This window comes from Vibrio qinghaiensis, assembly GCF_002257545.1.
GTDB classification, from domain to species: Bacteria; Pseudomonadota; Gammaproteobacteria; order Enterobacterales; family Vibrionaceae; genus Vibrio; species Vibrio ordalii.
The window spans coordinates 37384-57913 of sequence record NZ_CP022742.1 but is presented as its reverse complement, the minus strand read 5'-3'; the positions used below and the strand labels follow the sequence as shown (position 1 = coordinate 57913).

Sequence of the window (20530 nt, the reverse complement as noted above, 5' to 3'; positions counted from 1 at the left end):
TAGATGCCAACACCTCTATACGTTTTTGATATGGACGACACATTGATTGACGGCGACTGCGCAATGATTTGGAGCGAATATTTGGCCGATAAGGGCATAGCGAGCGACCCGGATTTTGTCGCGCAAGATAGGCTGATCATGTCACGCTATGCCAGCGGTGAAATGGACATGGAAGATTACCTCGATTTTGCGATGCAACCGTTGCTCACCCTGCCCACAGAGCAAGTCCAGCGCTTGGCAGACGATTGTGTCGCTACACGCATCGTACCTAGGCTATTTCCTCAAGCCAAAGCACTCATTAAACAGTTAACGGACGAGCGTATCCAAATGCTCATTATTTCGGCGTCGGTCAGTTTTTTGGTTAAAGCTGTCGCCCGTAAAATCGGCGTTGCAGAGGCGATGGGTATCGATATGGTTATAGAAAACAACCATTACACCACGCATATTTTGGGAACGCCCAGTTATCGAGAAGGAAAAGTCACTCGCTTACATGAATGGCTAGCTGAGCGCCCACAATACGTGGGTCAAGTGCATTTTTTCACTGACTCGATCAATGATTTACCTTTGTGTCTACATGCCGATTTCACCTATTTGGTCAACCCATGCACGCGCCTCATCCACTACGCTCAGCCCCAACAATGGCCGATATTAAAGTGGGGCTAATCACATCCTCTACTTTTGATTAATTTTGCCGCTTGAGGCGCTGGCGGTAAACTTCTAGTATGAAGACAATAAGTTAACAGACTCTCTCGCCCACGACCCACTTTATGCGCATGATCCGCGGGATTGTGTTGCACGGTGCTAACCTCATGGATCTATGGCGAAATGCGTTATGGATGTTGAGCTTTACCGTTGGTGGGATTATCGTCGCGTCTTTGAGATTTAAGAAATCCCTTGACTAACGCCATTCACATTTGAAGGCTCATTTTTAAGCCAAAAGAAGGAAACTAACATGGTAAAGTCACTGATGACCAAAGCGTTATTGTGCGTAGGCCTGATCTCAAATACCTCCGATGCATTGGCATCGGAGCGCTCAACGATAGCATGGCAATGGATTGAAAATGGCGCGCTTTTAGTCGATGTTCGAACCGCAGCAGAATTCGCAGCTGGCCATATTGAAGGTGCGTTAAACTACCCACTTGATACTGTTAGCCGTGCTTTTTCTCACATCGATAAACAACAACCGATTGTGGTTTACTGCCGCAGCGGCAATCGTTCAGGCCAAGCTATGGCCTATTTACTCGAGCAAGGGTTCACTCAAGTACATAACGGCGGCGGTTTAGAGGAAATGCTCATTCATCCTTCGACAATAAAGCCGCTCAATTGATGTTAGCCTACTCACATTCACGTTATCGCTCTGTTTGTTCTTAATTGGCTCTCAAAGCGCAACAGAAAGACAGCGCTTGTTATTCGGCAGCAATGATCGATTTTTTGATTGGAACGTAGAAGATGTTCGATAACCAATCTTAACGGTATACAGCATGCAAACGTACAAAACCTTACGCTTGATCCTAGGCGATCAGCTCAATATCAAGCACTCTTGGTTTAACAAAACGGATGATTCCATACTGTACGTGGTAGCTGAACTTAAACAAGAAACAGGTTATGTAAAACATCACATTCAAAAAATCTGCGCCTTTTTTGCCGCGATGGAAGCTTTTGCCGAATTATTGCAAAGTGAGGGACACCAGGTTCTCTACTTGACCCTTGATGAAACTGCCGATTATTTTCAGCTACCACCATTGATTAGTGATCTGTGTCATCAGATCAACGCAGAATACTTTCACTATCAGCGACCTGATGAATACCGAGTTTGGCAACAGTTGCAGGAGTTAAACCTCTCTCATGCACAAGTGACTTGTTTTGATACTGAACACTTTTTATTGCCTTTTGACGAGATCACTCAGCATTTTAACACCAATAAAACCACTATTATGGAGCCGTTTTATCGCAAAATGCGTAAGCGATTCGGTATTCTTCTGCAAGATGATCATCAAACGCCTTTGGGTGGGCGTTGGAATTTTGATCACCAAAATCGCAATAAGCTCAGCGTGCAAGACATAGAAAACCTACCCAAACCACTTAGCTTTCAAAACGATGTCAGTGCAGTTTATAACCGTTTACAGCATCATAATATTCACGTTTTCGGCCTGTATACTCCTTCATTGTTATGGCCGATTAACCGCTCACAAGCGCTGTCATTACTGGCCCACTTTTGTCAGTACGGCTTGCCGCTGTTTGGTCGCTTTCAAGATGCAATGACGGCAAAGAGCCCACATCGTTGGAGCCTTTACCATAGCCGGCTCTCTTTTGCACTCAACTGCAAACTACTATCGCCTGCAGAAGTCATTCAAAGTGCACTGATGCGATTTGAGAATGACAATACGATGGATTTAGCACAAATCGAAGGATTCATTAGGCAAATTTTGGGCTGGCGTGAGTACATTCGAGGCATTTATTGGGCGAACATGCCCCAATACGCCAAGCACAATGCCCTTGACGCTCAACGACCTCTTCCTCACTATTATTGGACAGGGGATACTCGTATGCATTGTGTTAAACAAGCCGTAACTCAATCATTGGAGTTTTCCTACGCACACCATATCCAACGTTTGATGATCACGGGTAATTTTGCACTCCTATCCGGTTGCAAGCCGGATGAGGTGGACGGCTGGTACTTAGGTATTTACATTGATGCATTGCAATGGGTAGAAATGCCCAATACCCGAGGTATGGCTCTGTTTGCTGATGGGGGAATTGTTGCCACCAAGCCTTATGCCGCAAGCGGCTCTTACATCAATAAAATGAGTGATTACTGCAAAGATTGTCACTACCAAGTAAAGAGCCGTAGTGGTCTAAATTCATGTCCATTTAATAGTTTATATTGGCAGTTCATGCTCACTCATCGTGAACGGTTAGCCAAAAATCCAAGGATAGGCATGATTTATAAAAATTGGGATAACACTGAAAACGCCACTCAACAAGCAATCTTAGATCAAGCTCAATACTATCTACACCATATTGAAGAGCTGTAGTTCGCCAGCTTACTGGTCACGTTTTGAACCATAACATCAGCCTCTAATTTTGTGGATCCATCAAACCACGAAATGCTTTGGCATAAGTTTCAACTGTTCAATACGGCCCAACATGGCTGTTTCCACCTCGGCTAACCACTCATAACGTTTAGTATATAGACGGCGTTTATTGCGATTTAGCGTCTCAACACCTTTACGGTTTGGCGTGGTTGGCAAACGGTACAAATATTTGCTCATTTTCTCTGCTTCGTACTCTGTCCACAGTTCATCGTAATCAAAGCTTACTGATTTGCGCTTTGAGCCAATATAACGCAACGCTTGATACATATGGCCGCGGTTAGAAATCGCATACAGGTTTTCAACCCCTAAGATACGCGCTAGCGTCATGATCATTTCAACCATCAGTGCTTTAGTTCTTAAGCCGTGAGTCGTGCGCGTCAAATCTTTAATGATTTGATTACGATCGGTCACACCCGCTCTTTGGCAGACCAATTGACGCAGAGATAAGGTTTTAATGGTTTTTCCAAAAACTGTGGGCATTGCTTCAATACCTCCGCTAACTCGGAGCACGAAAACAGCCTCAGCATACTTTTTAGAGCATAGGCATTGGTCACGCCCCATAAACAAAAACGGATATTCTTCCTGATTTTAGACCAGCCTTTGGTATTGGGGTAAATCGTTTCGGAGAGTTCAGACAGGCTAAACAGGTAGTCGAGTTTATTTTCAATTATCATAGTATGGACCAGAATTTCAGCAGCTAGGACAGCCTCAAACATTGGGGAGTCGCTCATTGAAAATAATGTACAGTGTTTCATTGAGGGGAGCTGTCCTGAGTTTGTATGAAAATGTCAGCCTTCGTCATTAGCTATTTACTTAGCGCGCTAACTAAATTATATTACTTAGCACGCTAAGTAATATGTGACTCGTTATGATTGAAAATACGCACACCCTGAAAGAATTATCACTCGCTGAGCAGTTTGCTCGTCTCTCACGCTTATGGAAAATGGTGGCGGACCGAGAACTCTCACCCTTGGGCCTTACCCATCCTCGTTGGACCGCATTGTGGAAATTACAGCGTCTCGGTGACAACGTCAGTCAAAAAACCTTAGCCGAAGCGTTAGAAATAGAACTGGCTTCTTTGATGCGAACTTTAAAGCAGCTCGAAGAACAATCGCTGATCGAACGTCACTGCTGTCACAACGATAAGCGCGCTCGAATCGTCAGTTTGACGAGTAACGGGCGTGCTCTTATCAAGCAGATGGAAACCCGTATTTTGCAAGTTCGCCAAAACTTACTGGGTAATATTGACGATCAACAATTGCACCAACTGACTCTTACGCTCGAACAAATCTCACACAACGCTCTAGATACGCTCAGCAAACCGATAGCAACACCTTCAAAGGAACAATAATTACTTATGACACCTGATCAAAAATTTGCACTTTGGATCAAATATTCCATCGTCGCTTTTGTGGCGCTCTTTGCCTATTTTTTGGTGGCCGATTTGGCTATGCCTTTAACACCGCAAGCTATGGCAACGCGGACTGTGACCAAAATATCTCCCCGAGTTAATGGTCAAATCAGTGATGTTTTTGTCACTAATAATCAAACCGTACACAAGGGTGAAGTACTTTTCACCATCGACCCACAACCCTATCAACTGGCGGTAGAGCAGGCCCAACTCAATTATGAACGTGCGGTACAAGGTAACGCTCAATTGGATGCATCGATTGCTGCGGCAGAAGCTAATGTTACGGCAAGCCGTATCGTTGCCGCTCAAAAGTTGCGCGAAGCTAACCGATTAAACACTCTGTTTGCACGCAATGGGACTTCTCAACAACTTAAAGACGATGCACAAAGTGGCGCTACCGCCGCGAAAGCCAATTTGGTTGCAGCGCAAGCTCACCTGCAAGAATTGCACGTTAGTCGAGGTAATAGTGACGAAAGTAACGTCAGCATCCGCGCCGCTTTGAACCAATTGGCGCAGGCCAAGCTAAACCTTGCCTACACACAAACGCTAGCTGAGCAAGATGGCGTCATTACCAACTTACAGCTTGAAACGGGCACCTACGCCGCAGCAGGTACGCCGTTAGTTGCGTTGGTAGCGACGGATGTAGACGTGATTGCTGATTTTAGAGAAAAAAGCTTACGCCATTTCCCAGACAATAGCCGCGCCCTAGTTGCTTTTGATAGCAAACCCGGCGAAGTCTTTACCGCGCGTATTCGTAGCCTGGATGCTGGGGTAAGTACTGGTCAGTTTGATGCGAATGGGCGTTTAGCCACTCCAACAGAATCTAATCGCTGGGTGCGTGATGCACAACGCATGCGTGTGCACCTTTCGCTCGATGAAACGATGTCAACATTGCCTTCCGGTGCTCGTGCGACGGTACAGTTGCTACCAGAAAGTGGCCCGTTTGCTTGGCTGGCAAAAATGCAAATTCAGTTTCTGAGCACTCTGCACTACGTCTATTAAGCGGAGTAAAAAATGCGACTTTGGGATCATCCATTATCTGAAAATGACTTTCGCCAATGCGTCAGAATAGCAACAGGTGCGACGCTTGGTTTTACCTTTTGTAAACTACTGGGTTGGAACTACGGGGTATTTTTTACCGTAACACCGATGCTGTTACTGGGCATGGTGCCCGTCATGAATGCGCACGCCGCAAAGCAACTGCTCGCTTCCGCCGTCGTTTGTGGCTTAGAAGTAGCCATTCTCGGGGGGCTGTTTGGCGCTCATCCGGCACTGATGACGATGATCGCTTTTGTACTGTTTCTCTACAAATTTGCTTGTATGTCGAAAGGCAGCTTATTCTTATTTGGAGCGAACAGCGTATTGAGCTTGAGCATCATGCTGCACTTTGCAAGCTACCCCACAACTGATCTTAACGATCTGATTACCAGCAACTTTATCGCGAATTTGCTTTCGGTAATGGTCGCTTATCTGGTGACATTCTGTATTCCCGGCGCACAGAAAAGGCAACCTCCCGCTCATGCAAGCGTGGCCAAAGAGTCACACCGTATGCGTCATGAAGCGCTCATGGGCGCAACCATTGCCACACTCTCTTTCGTTGTGTTTCAAATATTCGATCTGCAAGATTCAATGTCCGCGCAAGCCACAACCTTGTTGCTACTTTTCCCGATGCATTGGAACGGAGCGCTAGGCTACGCACGCAAACGCGCGATGGGTACTCTGCTTGGTGTCACTTTCGGTATTGCGGTCCAACTGCTGCTCTACGATTGGTCAGGTCAGCTTTTATTTGTTATTCCGCTGCTGTGGATAGGTGCGATGCTCTTTAGCTACTGGCATGTAAAAGAATCCAGCGGTTCAGGGGTCGGCTTTGGCTCATTGACTACCTTAGGGATCTTGTTTGGTCAATATTTGACGCCGGGCAATGATTTAGTTTTCAGTGCCCTGTACCGAGTCAGCAGTATTTTGTTTGCCATTGTCGCCACATTATTGGTGACCTATTTCGTCCATCGCTTGCTAAATCAATTCAAAGCCACCCAATTTGGCAAATAATATCCAAAAAATGAACAACGCTTTCATTCCCAACGCTAAGCAAAGTGCTAGATAAATATTGTTCAAATTTTTCGAACTTAACCATCAAACAAGGTCAGTTATCTCAGGTTACGAATCACTCTACACTGGCTCCAACAGCTAGGAAGCCGCTGAGCACCTACTACCTTTTAATGAATCTGAGGACACTTTAATGAAAGCACTATTGAAACAACTAACCACATCAACTTCTGGATTTTCTGCGCTTGCGCTTCGTTTCCCAATTGGCATCATTTTTATGGCGCACGGTGCGCAGAAACTCTTTGGCTGGTTTGGAGGATATGGATTAGAAGGCACAGGTCAATGGATGGCTTCAATTGGCTTAAATCCAGGTGTGCTGATGGCATTTTTAGCGGGTAGTGGTGAATTTTTTGGGGGCCTATTTATTTTACTTGGCTTACTAACTCGCCCTGCCGCCTTAGTTCTTTCTATTACGATGATCGTCGCTATCGCTTCTGTGCACTTAGGTAACGGCTTATTCATGGCTAATAACGGTTATGAGTTTGGCCTTGCGCTGCTTGCGGCCAGTGCATCCTTGGTTTTCTCTGGTGCTGGCAAATTGGCACTTGATAACTGGTTAAATAAAAAACTCGCATAATCTATGCCTAAGGCCGGCATACTGTTTTATCGAAGGAGGCGAAGCCTCCTTCAAACGTTAAGATTTTCAGTCGATAACATTCAACTTAGTATCACTTTCCTTCCTTTCTCCATTTATATGGCATGCCATTCCTTTTTGTGCTACACAAAAGTGCCGTTGAGACCCTATTCATATAAAGCAACCTTAATGGATAAATATGCAACCAAACGAGCTTAAAATTGAATAAAAACTAGCGAATTACCATTATATGAGAATAGTGACACTTGTTAACAAAAAGAACTCATATACTGCCAAATGACAAAAAATAAAAATTTAAAGCCAAAAATTGGTTATTAAAACGTAAAAGATGGGCAGTTTTAAGTGATAAAGATCACAGCAATTAACCGTTAACATTATTTTACTTTTTGATTTGCACTCAGCCCTGCTAACCTGCGGCACGCTTTGAAATGATGTCGAAGTGCATAAAATAAAGGAGTGTTCACAATGAATACCAAAAAACCGATGTCGCTTACCGGCCGTGTTATTTTAGGTATGGTAGCGGGTATTTTGACTGGCTTTGCCATTCGAGTCCTATTTGCTGAAAACGGATTTGTTGACGCCTATATCGTTAACGGCTTATTCGATGTTGGTGGAAAAATCTTTATCGCCAGCTTAAAAATGTTAGTTGTACCCCTCGTGTTTGTTTCTCTCGTTTGTGGTACGAGCTCACTGAAAGATCTCACTACGCTTGGCCGAATGGGCGGTAAAACCCTAGCCTTTTACATCGCGACCACCGCGATTGCCATCACACTGGCACTGACAATGGGCACAATATTCCAACCCGGCTCAGGTGCCGATTTAACCGCAGCAAGCTCATTCCAATCTGCGCAAGCCCCTTCTTTGGGCCAAGTGTTTATTGATATGTTCCCGACCAACCCAATCAGCGCGATGGCAGAAGGCAAAACACTGCAGGTCATCGTCTTTGCCGTACTATTTGGCATAGCCATCAGTGCCGCGGGTAAACCGGGCGAGCGCATTGCGGGCGTTTTTAATGACTTGAACGAAGTGATTATGAAACTGGTCGCTTTGTTGATGAACCTTGCTCCATACGGCGTATTTTTCCTGATGGCGAAACTGTTCACAAGCCTTGGTTTAAGTGCAATTTTGAACCTCGCAGAATACTTCGTAGTACTGACGGTTACCTTGCTGCTACACGGTTTTGTCACCTATAGTTTGATGTTGAAAGGCTTTACTGGTTTAAGTCCAATCACCTTCTTCCGTAAAATGGAAGATGCAATTATGTTCGCTTTCTCTACAGCCTCTTCCAATGCGACTATACCCGTCACCATGGAAACGGCTAAAAACCGCTTAGGGGTTGATAACAAGATAGCCTCTTTCACCATTCCGCTAGGCGCGACCGTTAATATGGATGGCACGGCGATCATGCAAGGCGTTGCGACGGCATTTATTGCCCAAGCATTCAATATTGATCTAACTATGGGTGACTACGTGATGGTTATCCTCACGGCAACACTTGCTTCTGTTGGTACAGCAGGCGTTCCGGGAGTTGGCCTTGTCATGCTAGCGATGGTGCTAAACCAAGTCGGCTTGCCACTAGAAGGTATTGCTTTGATTATGGGTGTTGACCGCTTACTAGATATGATCCGTACCGCAGTCAATATTACTGGTGATAGCTGTGTGACTCTTATTGTGGCGAAAACAGAAGGCGCGTTAGATGAAGCTCGCTTTAATGATCCACAAGCTGGCGTGAAAGAAGAAGAAGTCCATTTAGCAAAAGCTCAAGCCTAACCTTTCTTCACTTATACTCATCAAAATCAAAACCCTGTTGTCATTGCTACAGGGTTTTTCTTTAACCAATTTGCTTCGCAATATAATGACATAGCGCCTCTGCCAGCTGGTGTGAGGCCAAGTTGGCTTCGCCACTTCTGAAGCCAGCTTTCCGCTGTTTATCACGCCAATCCAATCGTCAATCATGGCGCTAGTTGCGTAACAAGAGCAAAATTACGAGTACAAAATACCAATGCTAAATCTGGGCGCTGTGTGATAACCGGAAGATACGCCTTTTGTGCGATTCACCTAGACCAATAATGCCAATTTTCATCATCAAATCTCTTTTCGTTAGATGAAGACTAGGCTAACACAAGAAGATAAAAAAGGGAGGTGTAGAACTCAGTGAAAAGGCAATCCTTGCCTGTCTGGGATGAGGCTAAAATGGGCTCTCTTTGTTCAGTTCATTGCAAATTTCGACAATCGCCAATGAGAGCCCGGATTTGATGATTTGTTGCTGACGCTGCAGTTGAAGCTGGTAAAAATCCAGTTCAATGTCGCCATCCGGTTCCAATACTTCCAACTGCACCATGCCCATTTTGGCCACCAAATGGAGCTTTTTTATCGGCACCAAAATTTTCGGGTCGGTGAACTCGTATTCAGCACCATCACTGTTAAGTTGATTACGCAGTTTGATGATATCTTCAATATCGTGGTAAACATCATCAGGTAATACCCCAAGGCCAAACAGCAGTTTTAGCCTGACAGACAAGTTGCCGAGTGGTCCCGAATCTTGCAATAGAGGGCCAACCACTGATTGGACAGCGAAGTTATCTTTGCGAAAAATGCGTTGCATTAATGCGTCAATCGCCTCATTGAACACTTCAACCGTTGTAATAAAGAATCCGCGCACCGAATGGGCACTATTCAGTCGTTCAATTATATCACTTTCGTTAATTCTATCGGCCATACGCTGTACTAATTGTTGTTATAAACGGAGGGCATTAGCGCCCTCCAAAGTATTTATGTGGTTAAAGCTGTTTGTAGATCGCTTCAATTTGCTTAACCTGCTCGCTCTGCTCATCTAACCCTGTGTAATGGGCCAGTGTTTTACATACGCCATATTGGTTCAATGATGTTTGAAGCTCGACCGCTTGAGGATCGCTATCGTTGGTATATTTAAGGGCCGCCGCAATCCCTTTCAATAGCGTTTTGTTGTCAACTCCGTACTCGATTGTACCGAGTAATGGCTTGATTAATCTATCATTGGGGCCTAATTTTCGTATTGGCTGACGACCAACGCGATCCACTTCATCCACCAAATATGGGTTGGCAAAGCGGCTCAATATTTTTTCGATATAAGCGGCGTGCAATTCACGGTCAAAATCGTAACGACGAACGAGTACTTCACCGCTTTCGTGCATGGCTTGCTTCACTTGCTGACGAATTGCAGGATCTTCAATCGCTTCACGAATTGTCTTATGACCACTCACACAACCCAAATAGGCGGTAATGCAGTGCCCAGTATTTAAGGTGAAGAGTTTACGCTCAACAAAAGCCATCAGATTATTGGTTTTTTCCATCCCTTCAATGTTAGGAATCTCACCTTTAAATTGCTGTTCATCAACAATCCATTCACTGAAACTTTCAACCGTCACGGCCAATGGGTCATCGTTCGCGGCTTCGACAGGTGGCACAATGCGATCCACCGCGGAATCGACAAAACCAATTAACTCATCGGTTTTAGCATGCAACGATGGGTCTAGATGTTTATACACTTCGCCTTTCAGGTGTGTTGTACCGCGCACCATGTTTTCACAAGCGATCACATTGAGTGGCTGTTCATTACCCACTTCAAATCTTTTGGTGATGCCTTTGGCGATCGTTTTCGCAATGATATCAAGCACTGCAGGGCCGACAGCTGTAGTGACCAAATACGTTTTTACAATGCGATCAATCACATCATCACTGGCTGAATTCACCGCAGTGACATGAGTGACAGTATCAATTTTGCACTCAGAACCCACTACCTTTACTTTGTATTCTTGACGATGACTCAATTGATCGACCAAAGGTTCATTGACATCGGCAAAAGTCACTTCAATATCTGCATCGGCCAATAATTTACCAATAAAACCACGACCAATGTTACCCGCGCCAAAATGTACTGCATTTTTCATAATCTTACCTACCAAAAACTTATCTAAAAGAGAAAAGAGCGCTTAATACTTCAATTGAGGTGAGGTCAGCAGTATAGGGGAACAGCCGACCTCGTTTTGCCTCAGGAGCAAAAGCGTTACGCTGCTTGGTTACCCGATAGGATGGCCAAGATATCGCTCACGTCTGTCGTTGAGGTGAGCTTCTCGATAGCATCAGGCTCATCGAGTGCGTTGGTAATGGTGGTAATAACTTGAATATGTTCATCATTTTTGGCAGCAATACCGATAACCAGTTTCGCCACGCCATCTTGGTCGTCCGTAAACTGCACACCAGCAGGATATTGGCAAATCACAATACCCGTTTTAATCACGCGGTCTTTGGCGGCGACGGTACCATGAGGAACGGCAATCGATTCTCCAAGATAAGTGGAGACCATTTTCTCACGTTCAAACATGGCATCAACATATTCAGGCTCCGCGTAGCCAAGCTCAACTAACTTATTGCCCGCGAAACGAATGGCTTCTTCTTTATTGGCGGCATGCAAACCTAAGTGAATGTTTTCTTTTTGGATTTGAAAAACGGACGGTTTTTGAATTTCAAAGCTGTCGTCATTCGCAGCGAGGATGGATACTTTAACTACATCGCTATCATTCGCCGCCTTAGGGCGTTGAGCTGCCAAAAGTTGAGTCACAAGCTGGTTGTACATTTCACTGTCTAAAAAGTTGCTCAGTGAAATATGCTGTGCACTGGGTGCATGTGTGCGTGCGCGGCCAGTCAGGTCTTTATGAGTAATCACGATTTCTGCGTTCTCCGGCAAACTATTGATGGCAAGGTTAGTGACATGAATCGCTAAGCCCGCATCTTTGATTTTTTTACGCAGCATGCTTGCGCCCATTGCGCTTGAACCCATACCCGCATCGCAAGCGACAATAATGCTTTTCACGTTGGCTAAATCAATATTGCTTTTTTGAGAAGCCGTCGTCACATTGCCCTTTGCGCTCGATTTCATCTCTTTCATTTGTGATGTGGCTTTTTCTAACGCCGCTTCATCACCTTCTTCTTCGGTGCTACTTTGTGATTTCATCAATAATGACGCAACGGTAAAGGATACGCCTGCCGCACCAAATATTGAGCATAATACGCCGACAATCGACCCTTTCTGTGTCATCAGTAGTACAGCAAAGATAGAGCCAGGAGACGCTGGAGAAACAATACCTGCATTGAAGAGAGTCAAAATGAACACCCCTGTCATGCCACCAGCAATCGCTGCAAGAATCAGACGTGGGTTCATCAGTATGTATGGAAAATAAATCTCATGGATGCCGCCGAAGAAGTGAATGATGGAAGCGCCACCAGCCGTTTGACGCGCTGTACCTTTACCAAACACCATGTAAGCCAATAAAATACCGAGACCAGGGCCAGGGTTTGCTTCAATTAAGAAGAAGATTGACTGCCCCATTTCACTGGCTTGTTGAATACCTAACGGTGAGAAAATACCGTGATTAATCGCGTTGTTAAGGAACAAGATCTTCGCGGGTTCAACAAAAATAGAGGTGAGTGGTAAAAGGTGTGCTGAAACTAGGAAGTTTACGCCTGCGGCTAAACCACCGGAGAGCACTTTGACAAATGGCCCAATGAGGTAAAACGCCAAGATTGCGCCAAGCATACCGATAATGCCTGCCGAGAAGTTGTTTACCAACATCTCAAAACCGCTTTTTACTTTACCTTCAACACGTTGGTCAAAGGTTTTGATCGCCCAACCACCCATAGGGCCAACCATCATGGCTCCCATGAACATTGGGATGTCGGTTCCGACAATCACACCCATTGTGGTGATGGCACCGACAACAGCGCCACGTTCTCCACCAACCAATTTACCACCGGTGTAACCAATCAGCAGTGGTAATAAGTAGGTAATCATCGGCCCAACCATAGAGGCTAACGTTTCATTCGGTAGCCAACCTGTTGGGATAAATAGTGCGGTTATAAAGCCCCACGCGATAAACGCGCCAATGTTTGGCATAACCATGTTAGATAAGAAGCGACCAAAATTTTGTATCTTGATCTTTGCATCTGGTGATATCATGTGGATTCCCCGTTCGATGTTCTGATGAATATTGTTGTTGTAACGGTTCTGCGAAAAACCGTTGATTGCTTAGTACCCAATCAATTTACCACACAATTTCATTCTGGAACTGACGACGGGATTTTCGTGATCAGCCCCTCAGAAATCCTAGTTTACAAATCATTTCTTCGTGATCATGGTCATTAAATTGACATGTAAATTTACAACAAAAAACACAGACCCACCTTGTCAATAGATTTTAAATGATCAATGCCACACTTCTTACATTTAAACTTTCGAAGAAAAGTTGATTTAAATCACAATTTAACTCTAATTATTAAAAACTAAAGAGCCGAAAGTGATAAAAATCACATTTGCATCTTTATTTCACCAATCAAAATAAATCCACCACTTCCATATTGTCTATTCTGTAACTTATATACACAAAACCATATTAATATTAGCTCATACATTGATATGGCATTTTTTACTAACAGCATCGGGATGTTTCCTCTAAAAGCAGGCCAAGGATACGCTCCAATTCACAAACCGAGCAATTAAGAGGTGAGGCGAGCATAACCTTACAACGCAAAATGTTTTGACCCTGAGCATTCCCTGTTAGAATCGGCTGTACTGTTAACCATAGACGCTGTGAACGAATTCATGAAAGAAAGAGTGGTTGTTTCCGTTTCATCCATCCATGGGACGAAGCACTTTCATCTCGGTAAATGGTTCCGACATTTTTTAAAAGGTTTTGGCTATGTGCTGGTTGCCAGCATTGTCGCCACTGGCGGCGCTATCTATTACCTTCTTGATGAAGTTGATTTTGCTAAACTCAAGCAACAAGAGTTAGAGAGCCAGTCGATGTCTCTGACCGAAGAAGTCACCTCTTTAAAGGAGCTAAAAAACAGCTTAGAGAATGACCTGCTAGAGCGAGAAGAAAAGATGCAGATTGTTTCTGACAGATTGGGCGACCTTGAAAAAGTATTGGGTATGGATGAAAGCGGAGCGGAATTAGAATCACGTTTAGACACCGCCGCTATCACTTCCTCAGTTAGAATGGTGATGCTGACCCAAATACCTAGCGGTGCACCTGTGCATAATGCGAGAATTTCGTCAGGATACGGTGAACGTATTCATCCTGTCACGGGCAATGTTAAAATTCACCGCGGGCAAGATTTTGCGGTCAACATCGGCACACCAATCTATGCCCCAGCCGATGGCGTTGCCGAAGTCACTCGCGCCAGTGATAAAGGATCAGGCAATTTTTTACGCTTACAGCACTCTTATGGATTTACCAGCTCCTATTCTCATTTGCAAAAATTTGCCGTGAAAGGGGGCGATTTTGTACAGAAAGGCGACTTAATTGCTTATTCTGGAAACAGTGGGTTATCTTCTGGCCCACATTTACACTATGAAATTCGATTTGTCGGCCGTTCATTAGATCCAAGACCTTTTGTTGATTGGGGCGTGAATGATTTTGAAACGATATTTAGTAAGGTAAGAGGTATCCGATGGGAATCTTTAGTAAACAAAGTCGAGCTAAGAGTCAGCACTCAGCTACAACTCTCATCGCAAAAGGCTGTTCCATTAGTGGGGAACTCAGGTTAGAAAGCGATATTCAAATTGACGGGTCGGTAGAAGGTCAATTGCACGTTGATAAAACCATCGTCATTAGTGAAACAGGCACGGTTAATGGTGAGCTGTACGCAGGCCACATCATCATTAATGGCGAGTTCCAAGGCACATGTCACGCGACTAAAATTGAAATTTTAAGCAAAGGGAGCGTCACAGGGTCTATTTATAGCGACGACTTGAGCATTGAACAAGGTGGGCGCTTTAATGGAGTAACCTACCCTGCCCCGGAGAAACAAGTAGTTGAATTAAAAGAAGCGAAAATCGCTGCTGAAGGTTAATTTAACTACCGATTTCGTTCGCACTTCCCCATTTGATCGAAAGTCCCATTTGCTACAAAGTGTAAAAAGGCCTGCTGATGTTAGCAGGCCTTTTGTTTATGAATGTCCTTTCCCAACTGGGAGAGACTTAGAAACCTTCTATATTTTTTGCTTCTAATTCCGCAAAATATTTTACGGTTTTCACTTTTAGTTCTTGAGTCGATGGTTCATCACATACAATCACTGATTTCGCGTGAAGTTGTAGTGCAGAGACAGTCCACAGGTGGTTGACGCTTCCTTCCACGGCCGCTTGCAAAGCTAGCGCCTTATTGTGGCCAGTAACCAAAATCATGATCTCTTCTGAATCTAGCAGTGTGCCTACACCAATCGTTAGCGCGTATTTAGGAACTTGGTTGATATCACCATCAAAAAAGCGAGAGTTTGCAATGCGTGTATCTTCTGTCAGTGTCTTAATGCGAGTGCGTGACGAAAGTGAAGAAGCAGGCTCGTTAAACGCGATGTGCCCATCATTACCCACACCGCCCATAAATAGATTAATGCGGCCGTATGATTTAATTTTGTCTTCATAGCGCTTACATTCTGCATCAACATCTGGTGCGTTGCCATTCAGTAAGTTGATGTTTTCTTCTTGAATATCAACATGATTGAAGAAATTGTTATACATAAATGAGCGATATGACTCCGGATGATTTTCAGGAATACCAATGTATTCATCCATATTAAATGTCACGACATGTTTAAAGCTCACCTCGCCCGCTTTATGCATTTCAATCAGTGCATTATAAGTCGTCAATGGTGTACCACCAGTAGGTAAACCCAATACAAAAGGACGGTCTGCCGTTGGATTGAATGCGTTGATACGTTTTACGATGTGTGCTGCTGCCCACTTGCCGACTTGTGCAGCCTGTTTTAACGGGATAAGTCTCATGATTGGCCCCTAGTTATTGGATATTATGGTGTAATGGAACATTAATTCGCATTATAAAATAAGTGTTAGGTAACTGCCATTGTTTTAGGTCAAGTTTTCGCTCTTTCTTCAAATCCCAACCAGAAATGCGCTTAAATTTGTAGCAATCTCTACAGGTAAGCTTAACCAATGCGTCATACTCTATAACAAAATGAGATAAAAATTCATCTATAAAATTAAGTAAAGTTTGAGTCGCTATCACTCCACTATCTGGCGAAGCGTGCATTCATTACTCATACTTGGAGTAACAAGCAAAAAAGGAGCAAATACCATGAAAAACGAACTTGATCCGGCAAAAATTCTCCATGCTTATGAAACTGTAATGGCACGTGGTACACCGACTGAGTTCGGCAAAATCTATGAAGGTATCGAAGCTTTTTCAGACTATGATGGTTATAACATTTATATGCGAGGAAATGGTGTGGAGTTAAAAGTTGGCTTTCACAATACCTACCATCTCGATTATGACCAAGAGCATCAACGCGACAGCTTTTTGAAAAAAGTGGCTACCTTGGTTAAATAACCGAGTTTGACAGGTACCGTGTTAACTAAGTAATAGTATCTGCAAAGTAATAGTCTCAGCAAATTCATAACACCGTGTTATCAGATGAAGATAGTCGCAACAAAGACGAACCGAGACAGAATTTCAGCCTTATTAAGTCAATAAGGCTGAAGAGTGAGATGAAAAAGCCAGTCAAATTCGGGCTTGAGATCCTGCACTGGAGATGCAGATTAATCTTCTTCCGTTAAGCTAACTTCTTCGTCATTATAATCATCACCACCTTCCGGCTTGTTACGACCGTTTAAGGTATGGAAACGCTTACGTCCGCGAGCAAGCTGAGTGTACTTTAACCAAACACGCTCCAACTTAGATTTTGCTTTAACTGGGTTTTCGATCGCTTTAACAAAATGCGCTTCTTCGGCATTCTCTGGCGTGATTTCACCCGACTCAAGACCAAGCATGGTATCACCATAAATGGCGAGAAGTTCTTCTTCTGCAAGAGTAAAATCACCAGACTTAGCAAAGCCTCGTGGAAACTTTATATTGTCGTAAAAACGTTTTTTTCCGTGACGGAATTCAGTCTCAGACATATCAACCTCATGTGAATGGCGCTACTACCATGTAGCAATAGATCAGGCGAAAATTAGGCGTAAATCTCCGAAAAGAAAAACAAAAATTTTTTATCGTCATAATTGCACTTACTTGTTAATCTGATGGGGTAATTTCAGAGGATTTAATATGGATGTAAAAGTTTTTCGCACCTTTCTCGAACTCGCCAAAGTACGCCATTTTGGGCGAGCAGCTGAAAACCTTTATTTGACCCAAGCCGCCGTCAGCGCACGCATCAAGCAATTAGAAAATTATTTTGATGCTCAACTGTTTACGCGTGATCGCAACAATATAAAGCTCACATCGGCAGGAGAACGACTCGTTGGCTATGCCGAAGTGATGGTGGCTACTTTGCAACAAGCTAAATTTGAGCTCTCTTTGGAAAATGGTCGAGCTTTGCAACTGACCATAGGGGGGACTCCCAACGTTTGGGATGCTCATCTACAAAACTGTTTAAGCGTTGTGACTGATGCTTTTAGCGGTTATGGCTTTATGGCGGAAGTCATGGGACGCGAGCAGCTCAACCGCAGCCTACTGGAGCGTACCTTAGATATGGCGTTTGCCTTTGACCCAATTAAAGCTGAAGAGCTAAACTGCAAAAAAGTCGCAGACTTAGTACTGGTGTTGGTTTCGACGCGTCCTGACACACTGGAAACCGCCTTTGATAATAAATACGTGTACGTCGATTGGGGAAGCCGTTTCGCCTCCGAGCATGCTGAGCGACATCCGAAGACGCCGACCCCCTATTTGCGCACCTCGACCGCTCGTATCGCACTTGATTTCATTTTAGAAAAAGGGGGAAGCGCTTACCTTCCTACCTCACTTGTTGAACCTTTTATCCACTCTGGCCAATTGTATCGAATTGACAATGTGGAAGATTGGCAGCGCCCCATCTTCCTCAGCTACCGAAAAAACAGCTCATCGATAGAAGCCATTATGCAAGTGGAAAAGTTAGTCAAAAACATCAACCCTAGTAGTGCTTACTCATTACAACAAGCGGGCGAGGTCATTCTCGACTGACCGAACAAATTCATAACGCTGTAGCGGGTATTGAATACAGCGTTATGAATATCCTTTTTCAAGAGAAGCCGCAGGAAAATCATTCAGCTCTCTGCCTATTTTCTATAATAGGCTTTGCTTGTGGGTTCAATGTTAGCTGACCACGACAAAGCGCTAGTCTCTTTATCGATGTCACAGCTTGGCTTTCACTAAAAGATATTCGTAAACTACGCTAGGTTAAGATGCCGATTGCTTTCTAAACACTGATTTGGTGGTTAAGAAGGCCTTAAGCCATTTTCCTGAGCTGAACGCAGACAAGGTTTCACCTTGGGGAAGTTACGCCACCTTTCACTGTTGGAATTACTAATATGAATAGCTTCACCCACTATCACAGCCCCTTAGGAATCATGACATTGCAAGCCTGCGAGCAGGGTTTATTGGGGGCTTGGTTTGAAACCGAAACCACCATGCCAACAGAGTTAGGGGTAAAATCCGAACACTGTACTATACTCATCAATACTATCAAACAGTTAGATGAGTACTTTTCCGGGAAACGGACTATATTTACTTTACCTTTAGCGGCAAAAGGCACCGAGTTCCAACAATCTGTGTGGCAAGCATTATGCAAGATACCTTATGGCGAAACTTGGAACTACCAACAGATTGCAGAGGCGATCGGTAACCCCAAAGCCGTAAGGGCTGTCGGCTTGGCCAATGGTAGAAATCCAATTTCGATCATCGTTCCTTGCCATAGAGTGATCGGAAAAAGTGGTAAACTCACTGGCTATGCGGGAGGAATAAACCGTAAAGCAAGCTTATTAGAACTTGAGCGAACAACAACAGAGGTTGCAGCAACATGATAAGATCTACGGCAAAATCAATCAGTATTCTCGTCCTTACAGCCACTTTGCAAGGCTGTTTTCAAGATGACCTTGAACGTTGGTTAAACCGTGAAACTTATGAGTTCAAAGGGACTTATGACAACCAGTTCAATGATGACTTATTGATTTTCGAAGAAGGTGTTGTACGTGCTGAATCTGAAACTCAGCACTGGTCTCGCGCTTACAGCGTGGATGGTAATCAACTGACGATCCAGCTACGCAATAGCTCGAAAGAAAAACGGGAAGATATTGTGATGGTGATCCATGGTAAAGGAGAAGTGCTCACATGCAGTGTCTGCGCCATGTATAAATTGAGTAACGTGTGGGCAAAAACAGGTTATGTGGAAGCCAAACCGTCTGGAGTAGACAACGCGAGCCAATGACTCGCGTTGATACTGTTACCAAGTACGCTCACCCATATTCACTTGCGCACTTAATTCAAGGTCTTCTTTACCTGGAAGCGCTGGATAAGCTGTAACCATTTTAGATACCACTTGTGCCGAGTCTTTTGAGGTTGAAATAGCCTGTTCGAATTTCTCCAAGTATATCTTAGTAAATTTTACGGCTTCGACACCCTGCGGTATATCAGCAAAATAATGTCCAGGAATGACTTTCTTTGGCTTAAGCATCTGCATTTTCTCTAAAGCTTGAACCCACTCACCACGCGCTTTCGGAGTTTGACTATCAGCCGTCCAAACATGCATACCAGAGACAACCGCTACACCACCGACAATCGTTTTCTCAGAAGGCACCCATAAGTAAGCTTGATGTGTATTAAGCTCTTTCACTTCGATCTTATCACCTTCTAATGAAAACTCGTGATGGTCAAAAATCTTAGGGACAATAATTTTATTTGGCGCACTCTCTCCTAGTATCGGGCCCCAAAACTGTAGCTTAGCGTCTTTCGTCGACTTGATATGCTCAACAATCGCTTGGCTTGCTAAAACATCAACGTTAGGAAACGCCGCAACCAACGGTTCTAGACCAAAATAATAATCAGGATCACCAGCGCTAATATAGATGGCCTTAAGTTCTTTACCTGACTGCTTAATCATGTCCACTAAAGCTTGGCCATCTTTTGTACCAAACTGAGCATCAATTAAAATCGCTTGTTTCTCACCACTAATCAGTGTTGAGCTGACTGGAAAGACTCCATTTTCTCCTGGGTTGTAGGTTTGAAACGTCAATGCGGCTAAGCTTGAGAAAGAAGTGCTTGCTAGCAAAAAACCCGTTATCAACGGTTTTGAAATTGTCATTGTGTTTACCTTTCATTCATTGTTCGAAGTAATAACATCTTATTGTTTTTTATTTAGAACAAATAGATCCAATAATGAACTTCACTGATTCAATTTAAGATACTAATAAAAACATTATTCACTCAAATCACTCTGTTTTTTAAAAACGATCTCATGCACTCACACTGTCATTTATTAAAAATTCAAGTAAGGTAGGGATATCAATCTGTTGGATCGATT

At 43.9% G+C, this 20530-nt stretch carries 20 protein-coding genes and 3 pseudogenes; 15 read left to right on the top strand and 8 right to left on the bottom strand.

All coding sequences use genetic code 11. The features are described from left to right. Positions 1–3: 3 nt before the first annotated feature. The 4 genes and pseudogenes from CCZ37_RS13650 to CCZ37_RS13635 all read left to right on the top strand — a co-directional run bounded on the left by CCZ37_RS13650 (position 4) and on the right by CCZ37_RS13635 (position 3035). On the top strand, positions 4–663 hold the full coding sequence (locus CCZ37_RS13650) for an HAD family hydrolase (protein ID WP_094500924.1): 660 nt from the start codon (positions 4–6) through the stop codon (positions 661–663). Between the two features lie 89 nt (positions 664–752). Then, a pseudogene (locus CCZ37_RS19695) lies at positions 753–902 on the top strand (ABC transporter permease); the annotation flags it as partial. 50 nt (positions 903–952) lie between these two features. Then, positions 953–1327 (top strand): rhodanese-like domain-containing protein, encoded by a 375-nt coding sequence (locus tag CCZ37_RS13640; RefSeq protein WP_094500922.1) that lies wholly within the window; start codon positions 953–955, stop codon positions 1325–1327. Between the two features lie 154 nt (positions 1328–1481). Then, complete coding sequence (locus CCZ37_RS13635) at positions 1482–3035, top strand: cryptochrome/photolyase family protein (RefSeq protein ID WP_094500920.1); 1554 nt, start codon at positions 1482–1484, stop codon at positions 3033–3035. Positions 3036–3095: 60 nt separating this feature from the next. Here the strand turns inward: CCZ37_RS13635 and CCZ37_RS13630 are convergent. Continuing rightward, positions 3096–3850, bottom strand: a pseudogene (locus CCZ37_RS13630) (DUF535 family protein). Positions 3851–3963: 113 nt separating this feature from the next. Between CCZ37_RS13630 and slyA the strand changes: the two are divergent. The 5 genes from slyA (at position 3964) to CCZ37_RS13605 (ending at position 8977) form a co-directional block, all read left to right on the top strand. Next, positions 3964–4446, top strand: a complete 483-nt coding sequence (gene slyA, locus CCZ37_RS13625) for a transcriptional regulator SlyA (protein WP_019283056.1) — start codon at positions 3964–3966, stop codon at positions 4444–4446. Between the two features lie 6 nt (positions 4447–4452). Beyond that, a complete protein-coding gene (locus CCZ37_RS13620; RefSeq protein ID WP_010318632.1) occupies positions 4453–5508 on the top strand; it encodes an HlyD family secretion protein in 1056 nt (351 codons plus the stop codon). A gap of 12 nt (positions 5509–5520) precedes the next feature. Next, on the top strand, positions 5521–6555 hold the full coding sequence (locus CCZ37_RS13615) for a DUF2955 domain-containing protein (RefSeq protein WP_094500918.1): 1035 nt from the start codon (positions 5521–5523) through the stop codon (positions 6553–6555). 190 nt (positions 6556–6745) lie between these two features. Further along, complete coding sequence (locus CCZ37_RS13610; RefSeq protein ID WP_094500916.1) at positions 6746–7189, top strand: DoxX family protein; 444 nt, start codon at positions 6746–6748, stop codon at positions 7187–7189. 483 nt (positions 7190–7672) lie between these two features. Further along, positions 7673–8977 carry a dicarboxylate/amino acid:cation symporter gene (locus CCZ37_RS13605; RefSeq protein WP_094500914.1) on the top strand — a complete coding sequence of 435 codons (1305 nt, stop codon included), beginning with the start codon at positions 7673–7675 and terminating at the stop codon, positions 8975–8977. A gap of 188 nt (positions 8978–9165) precedes the next feature. Here CCZ37_RS13605 and CCZ37_RS19350 read toward each other — a convergent pair. The 4 genes and pseudogenes from CCZ37_RS19350 to CCZ37_RS13585 all read right to left on the bottom strand — a co-directional run. Next, positions 9166–9290: pseudogene (locus CCZ37_RS19350) on the bottom strand (Gfo/Idh/MocA family protein); the annotation flags it as partial. Between the two features lie 105 nt (positions 9291–9395). After that, complete coding sequence (locus CCZ37_RS13595) at positions 9396–9926, bottom strand: MltR family transcriptional regulator (protein ID WP_010319258.1); 531 nt, start codon at positions 9924–9926, stop codon at positions 9396–9398. A 61-nt stretch (positions 9927–9987) separates the two neighbouring features. Further along, positions 9988–11136 carry a mannitol-1-phosphate 5-dehydrogenase gene (locus CCZ37_RS13590; protein WP_094500912.1) on the bottom strand — a complete coding sequence of 383 codons (1149 nt, stop codon included), beginning with the start codon at positions 11134–11136 and terminating at the stop codon, positions 9988–9990. Positions 11137–11252: 116 nt separating this feature from the next. Continuing rightward, on the bottom strand, positions 11253–13202 hold the full coding sequence (locus tag CCZ37_RS13585; protein ID WP_094500910.1) for a PTS mannitol transporter subunit IICBA: 1950 nt from the start codon (positions 13200–13202) through the stop codon (positions 11253–11255). 642 nt (positions 13203–13844) lie between these two features. Between CCZ37_RS13585 and CCZ37_RS13580 the strand changes: the two genes are divergently transcribed. Together CCZ37_RS13580 and CCZ37_RS13575 are read left to right on the top strand one after the other, a co-directional pair. After that, a complete protein-coding gene (locus CCZ37_RS13580) occupies positions 13845–14792 on the top strand; it encodes a M23 family metallopeptidase (protein WP_094500908.1) in 948 nt (315 codons plus the stop codon). Between the two features lie 8 nt (positions 14793–14800). Further along, positions 14801–15097, top strand: a complete 297-nt coding sequence (locus tag CCZ37_RS13575) for a bactofilin family protein (RefSeq protein ID WP_305951630.1) — start codon at positions 14801–14803, stop codon at positions 15095–15097. A gap of 127 nt (positions 15098–15224) precedes the next feature. On the opposite strand, the gene nagB is transcribed toward CCZ37_RS13575, so the two are convergent. Continuing rightward, positions 15225–16025, bottom strand: a complete 801-nt coding sequence (nagB, locus tag CCZ37_RS13570) for a glucosamine-6-phosphate deaminase (protein WP_013868251.1) — start codon at positions 16023–16025, stop codon at positions 15225–15227. A gap of 310 nt (positions 16026–16335) precedes the next feature. Between nagB and CCZ37_RS13560 the strand changes: the two genes are divergently transcribed. Continuing rightward, positions 16336–16587, top strand: coding sequence for a DUF3081 domain-containing protein (locus CCZ37_RS13560; protein WP_010319264.1), 252 nt, complete (start codon positions 16336–16338; stop codon positions 16585–16587). Between the two features lie 209 nt (positions 16588–16796). Here CCZ37_RS13560 and CCZ37_RS13555 read toward each other — a convergent pair whose 3' ends face one another. Next, positions 16797–17156 carry a MaoP family protein gene (locus CCZ37_RS13555; protein ID WP_017042136.1) on the bottom strand — a complete coding sequence of 120 codons (360 nt, stop codon included), beginning with the start codon at positions 17154–17156 and terminating at the stop codon, positions 16797–16799. Positions 17157–17304: 148 nt separating this feature from the next. On the opposite strand from CCZ37_RS13555, the gene CCZ37_RS13550 reads away from it, so the two are divergent. The 3 genes from CCZ37_RS13550 to CCZ37_RS13535 all read left to right on the top strand — a co-directional run bounded on the left by CCZ37_RS13550 (position 17305) and on the right by CCZ37_RS13535 (position 19438). Continuing rightward, positions 17305–18195, top strand: coding sequence for a LysR family transcriptional regulator (locus CCZ37_RS13550; protein WP_017042137.1), 891 nt, complete (start codon positions 17305–17307; stop codon positions 18193–18195). Positions 18196–18542: 347 nt separating this feature from the next. After that, a complete protein-coding gene (locus CCZ37_RS13540) occupies positions 18543–19034 on the top strand; it encodes a methylated-DNA--[protein]-cysteine S-methyltransferase (protein WP_094500904.1) in 492 nt (163 codons plus the stop codon). Next, positions 19031–19438, top strand: coding sequence for a hypothetical protein (locus CCZ37_RS13535; protein ID WP_017042139.1), 408 nt, complete (start codon positions 19031–19033; stop codon positions 19436–19438). Before CCZ37_RS13540 ends, CCZ37_RS13535 begins: the two co-directional genes overlap by 4 nt. A gap of 15 nt (positions 19439–19453) precedes the next feature. Here CCZ37_RS13535 and CCZ37_RS13530 read toward each other — a convergent pair whose 3' ends face one another. Further along, positions 19454–20311 carry a Vmh family MBL fold metallo-hydrolase gene (locus tag CCZ37_RS13530; RefSeq protein WP_010319270.1) on the bottom strand — a complete coding sequence of 286 codons (858 nt, stop codon included), beginning with the start codon at positions 20309–20311 and terminating at the stop codon, positions 19454–19456. Positions 20312–20530 lie beyond the last annotated feature (219 nt).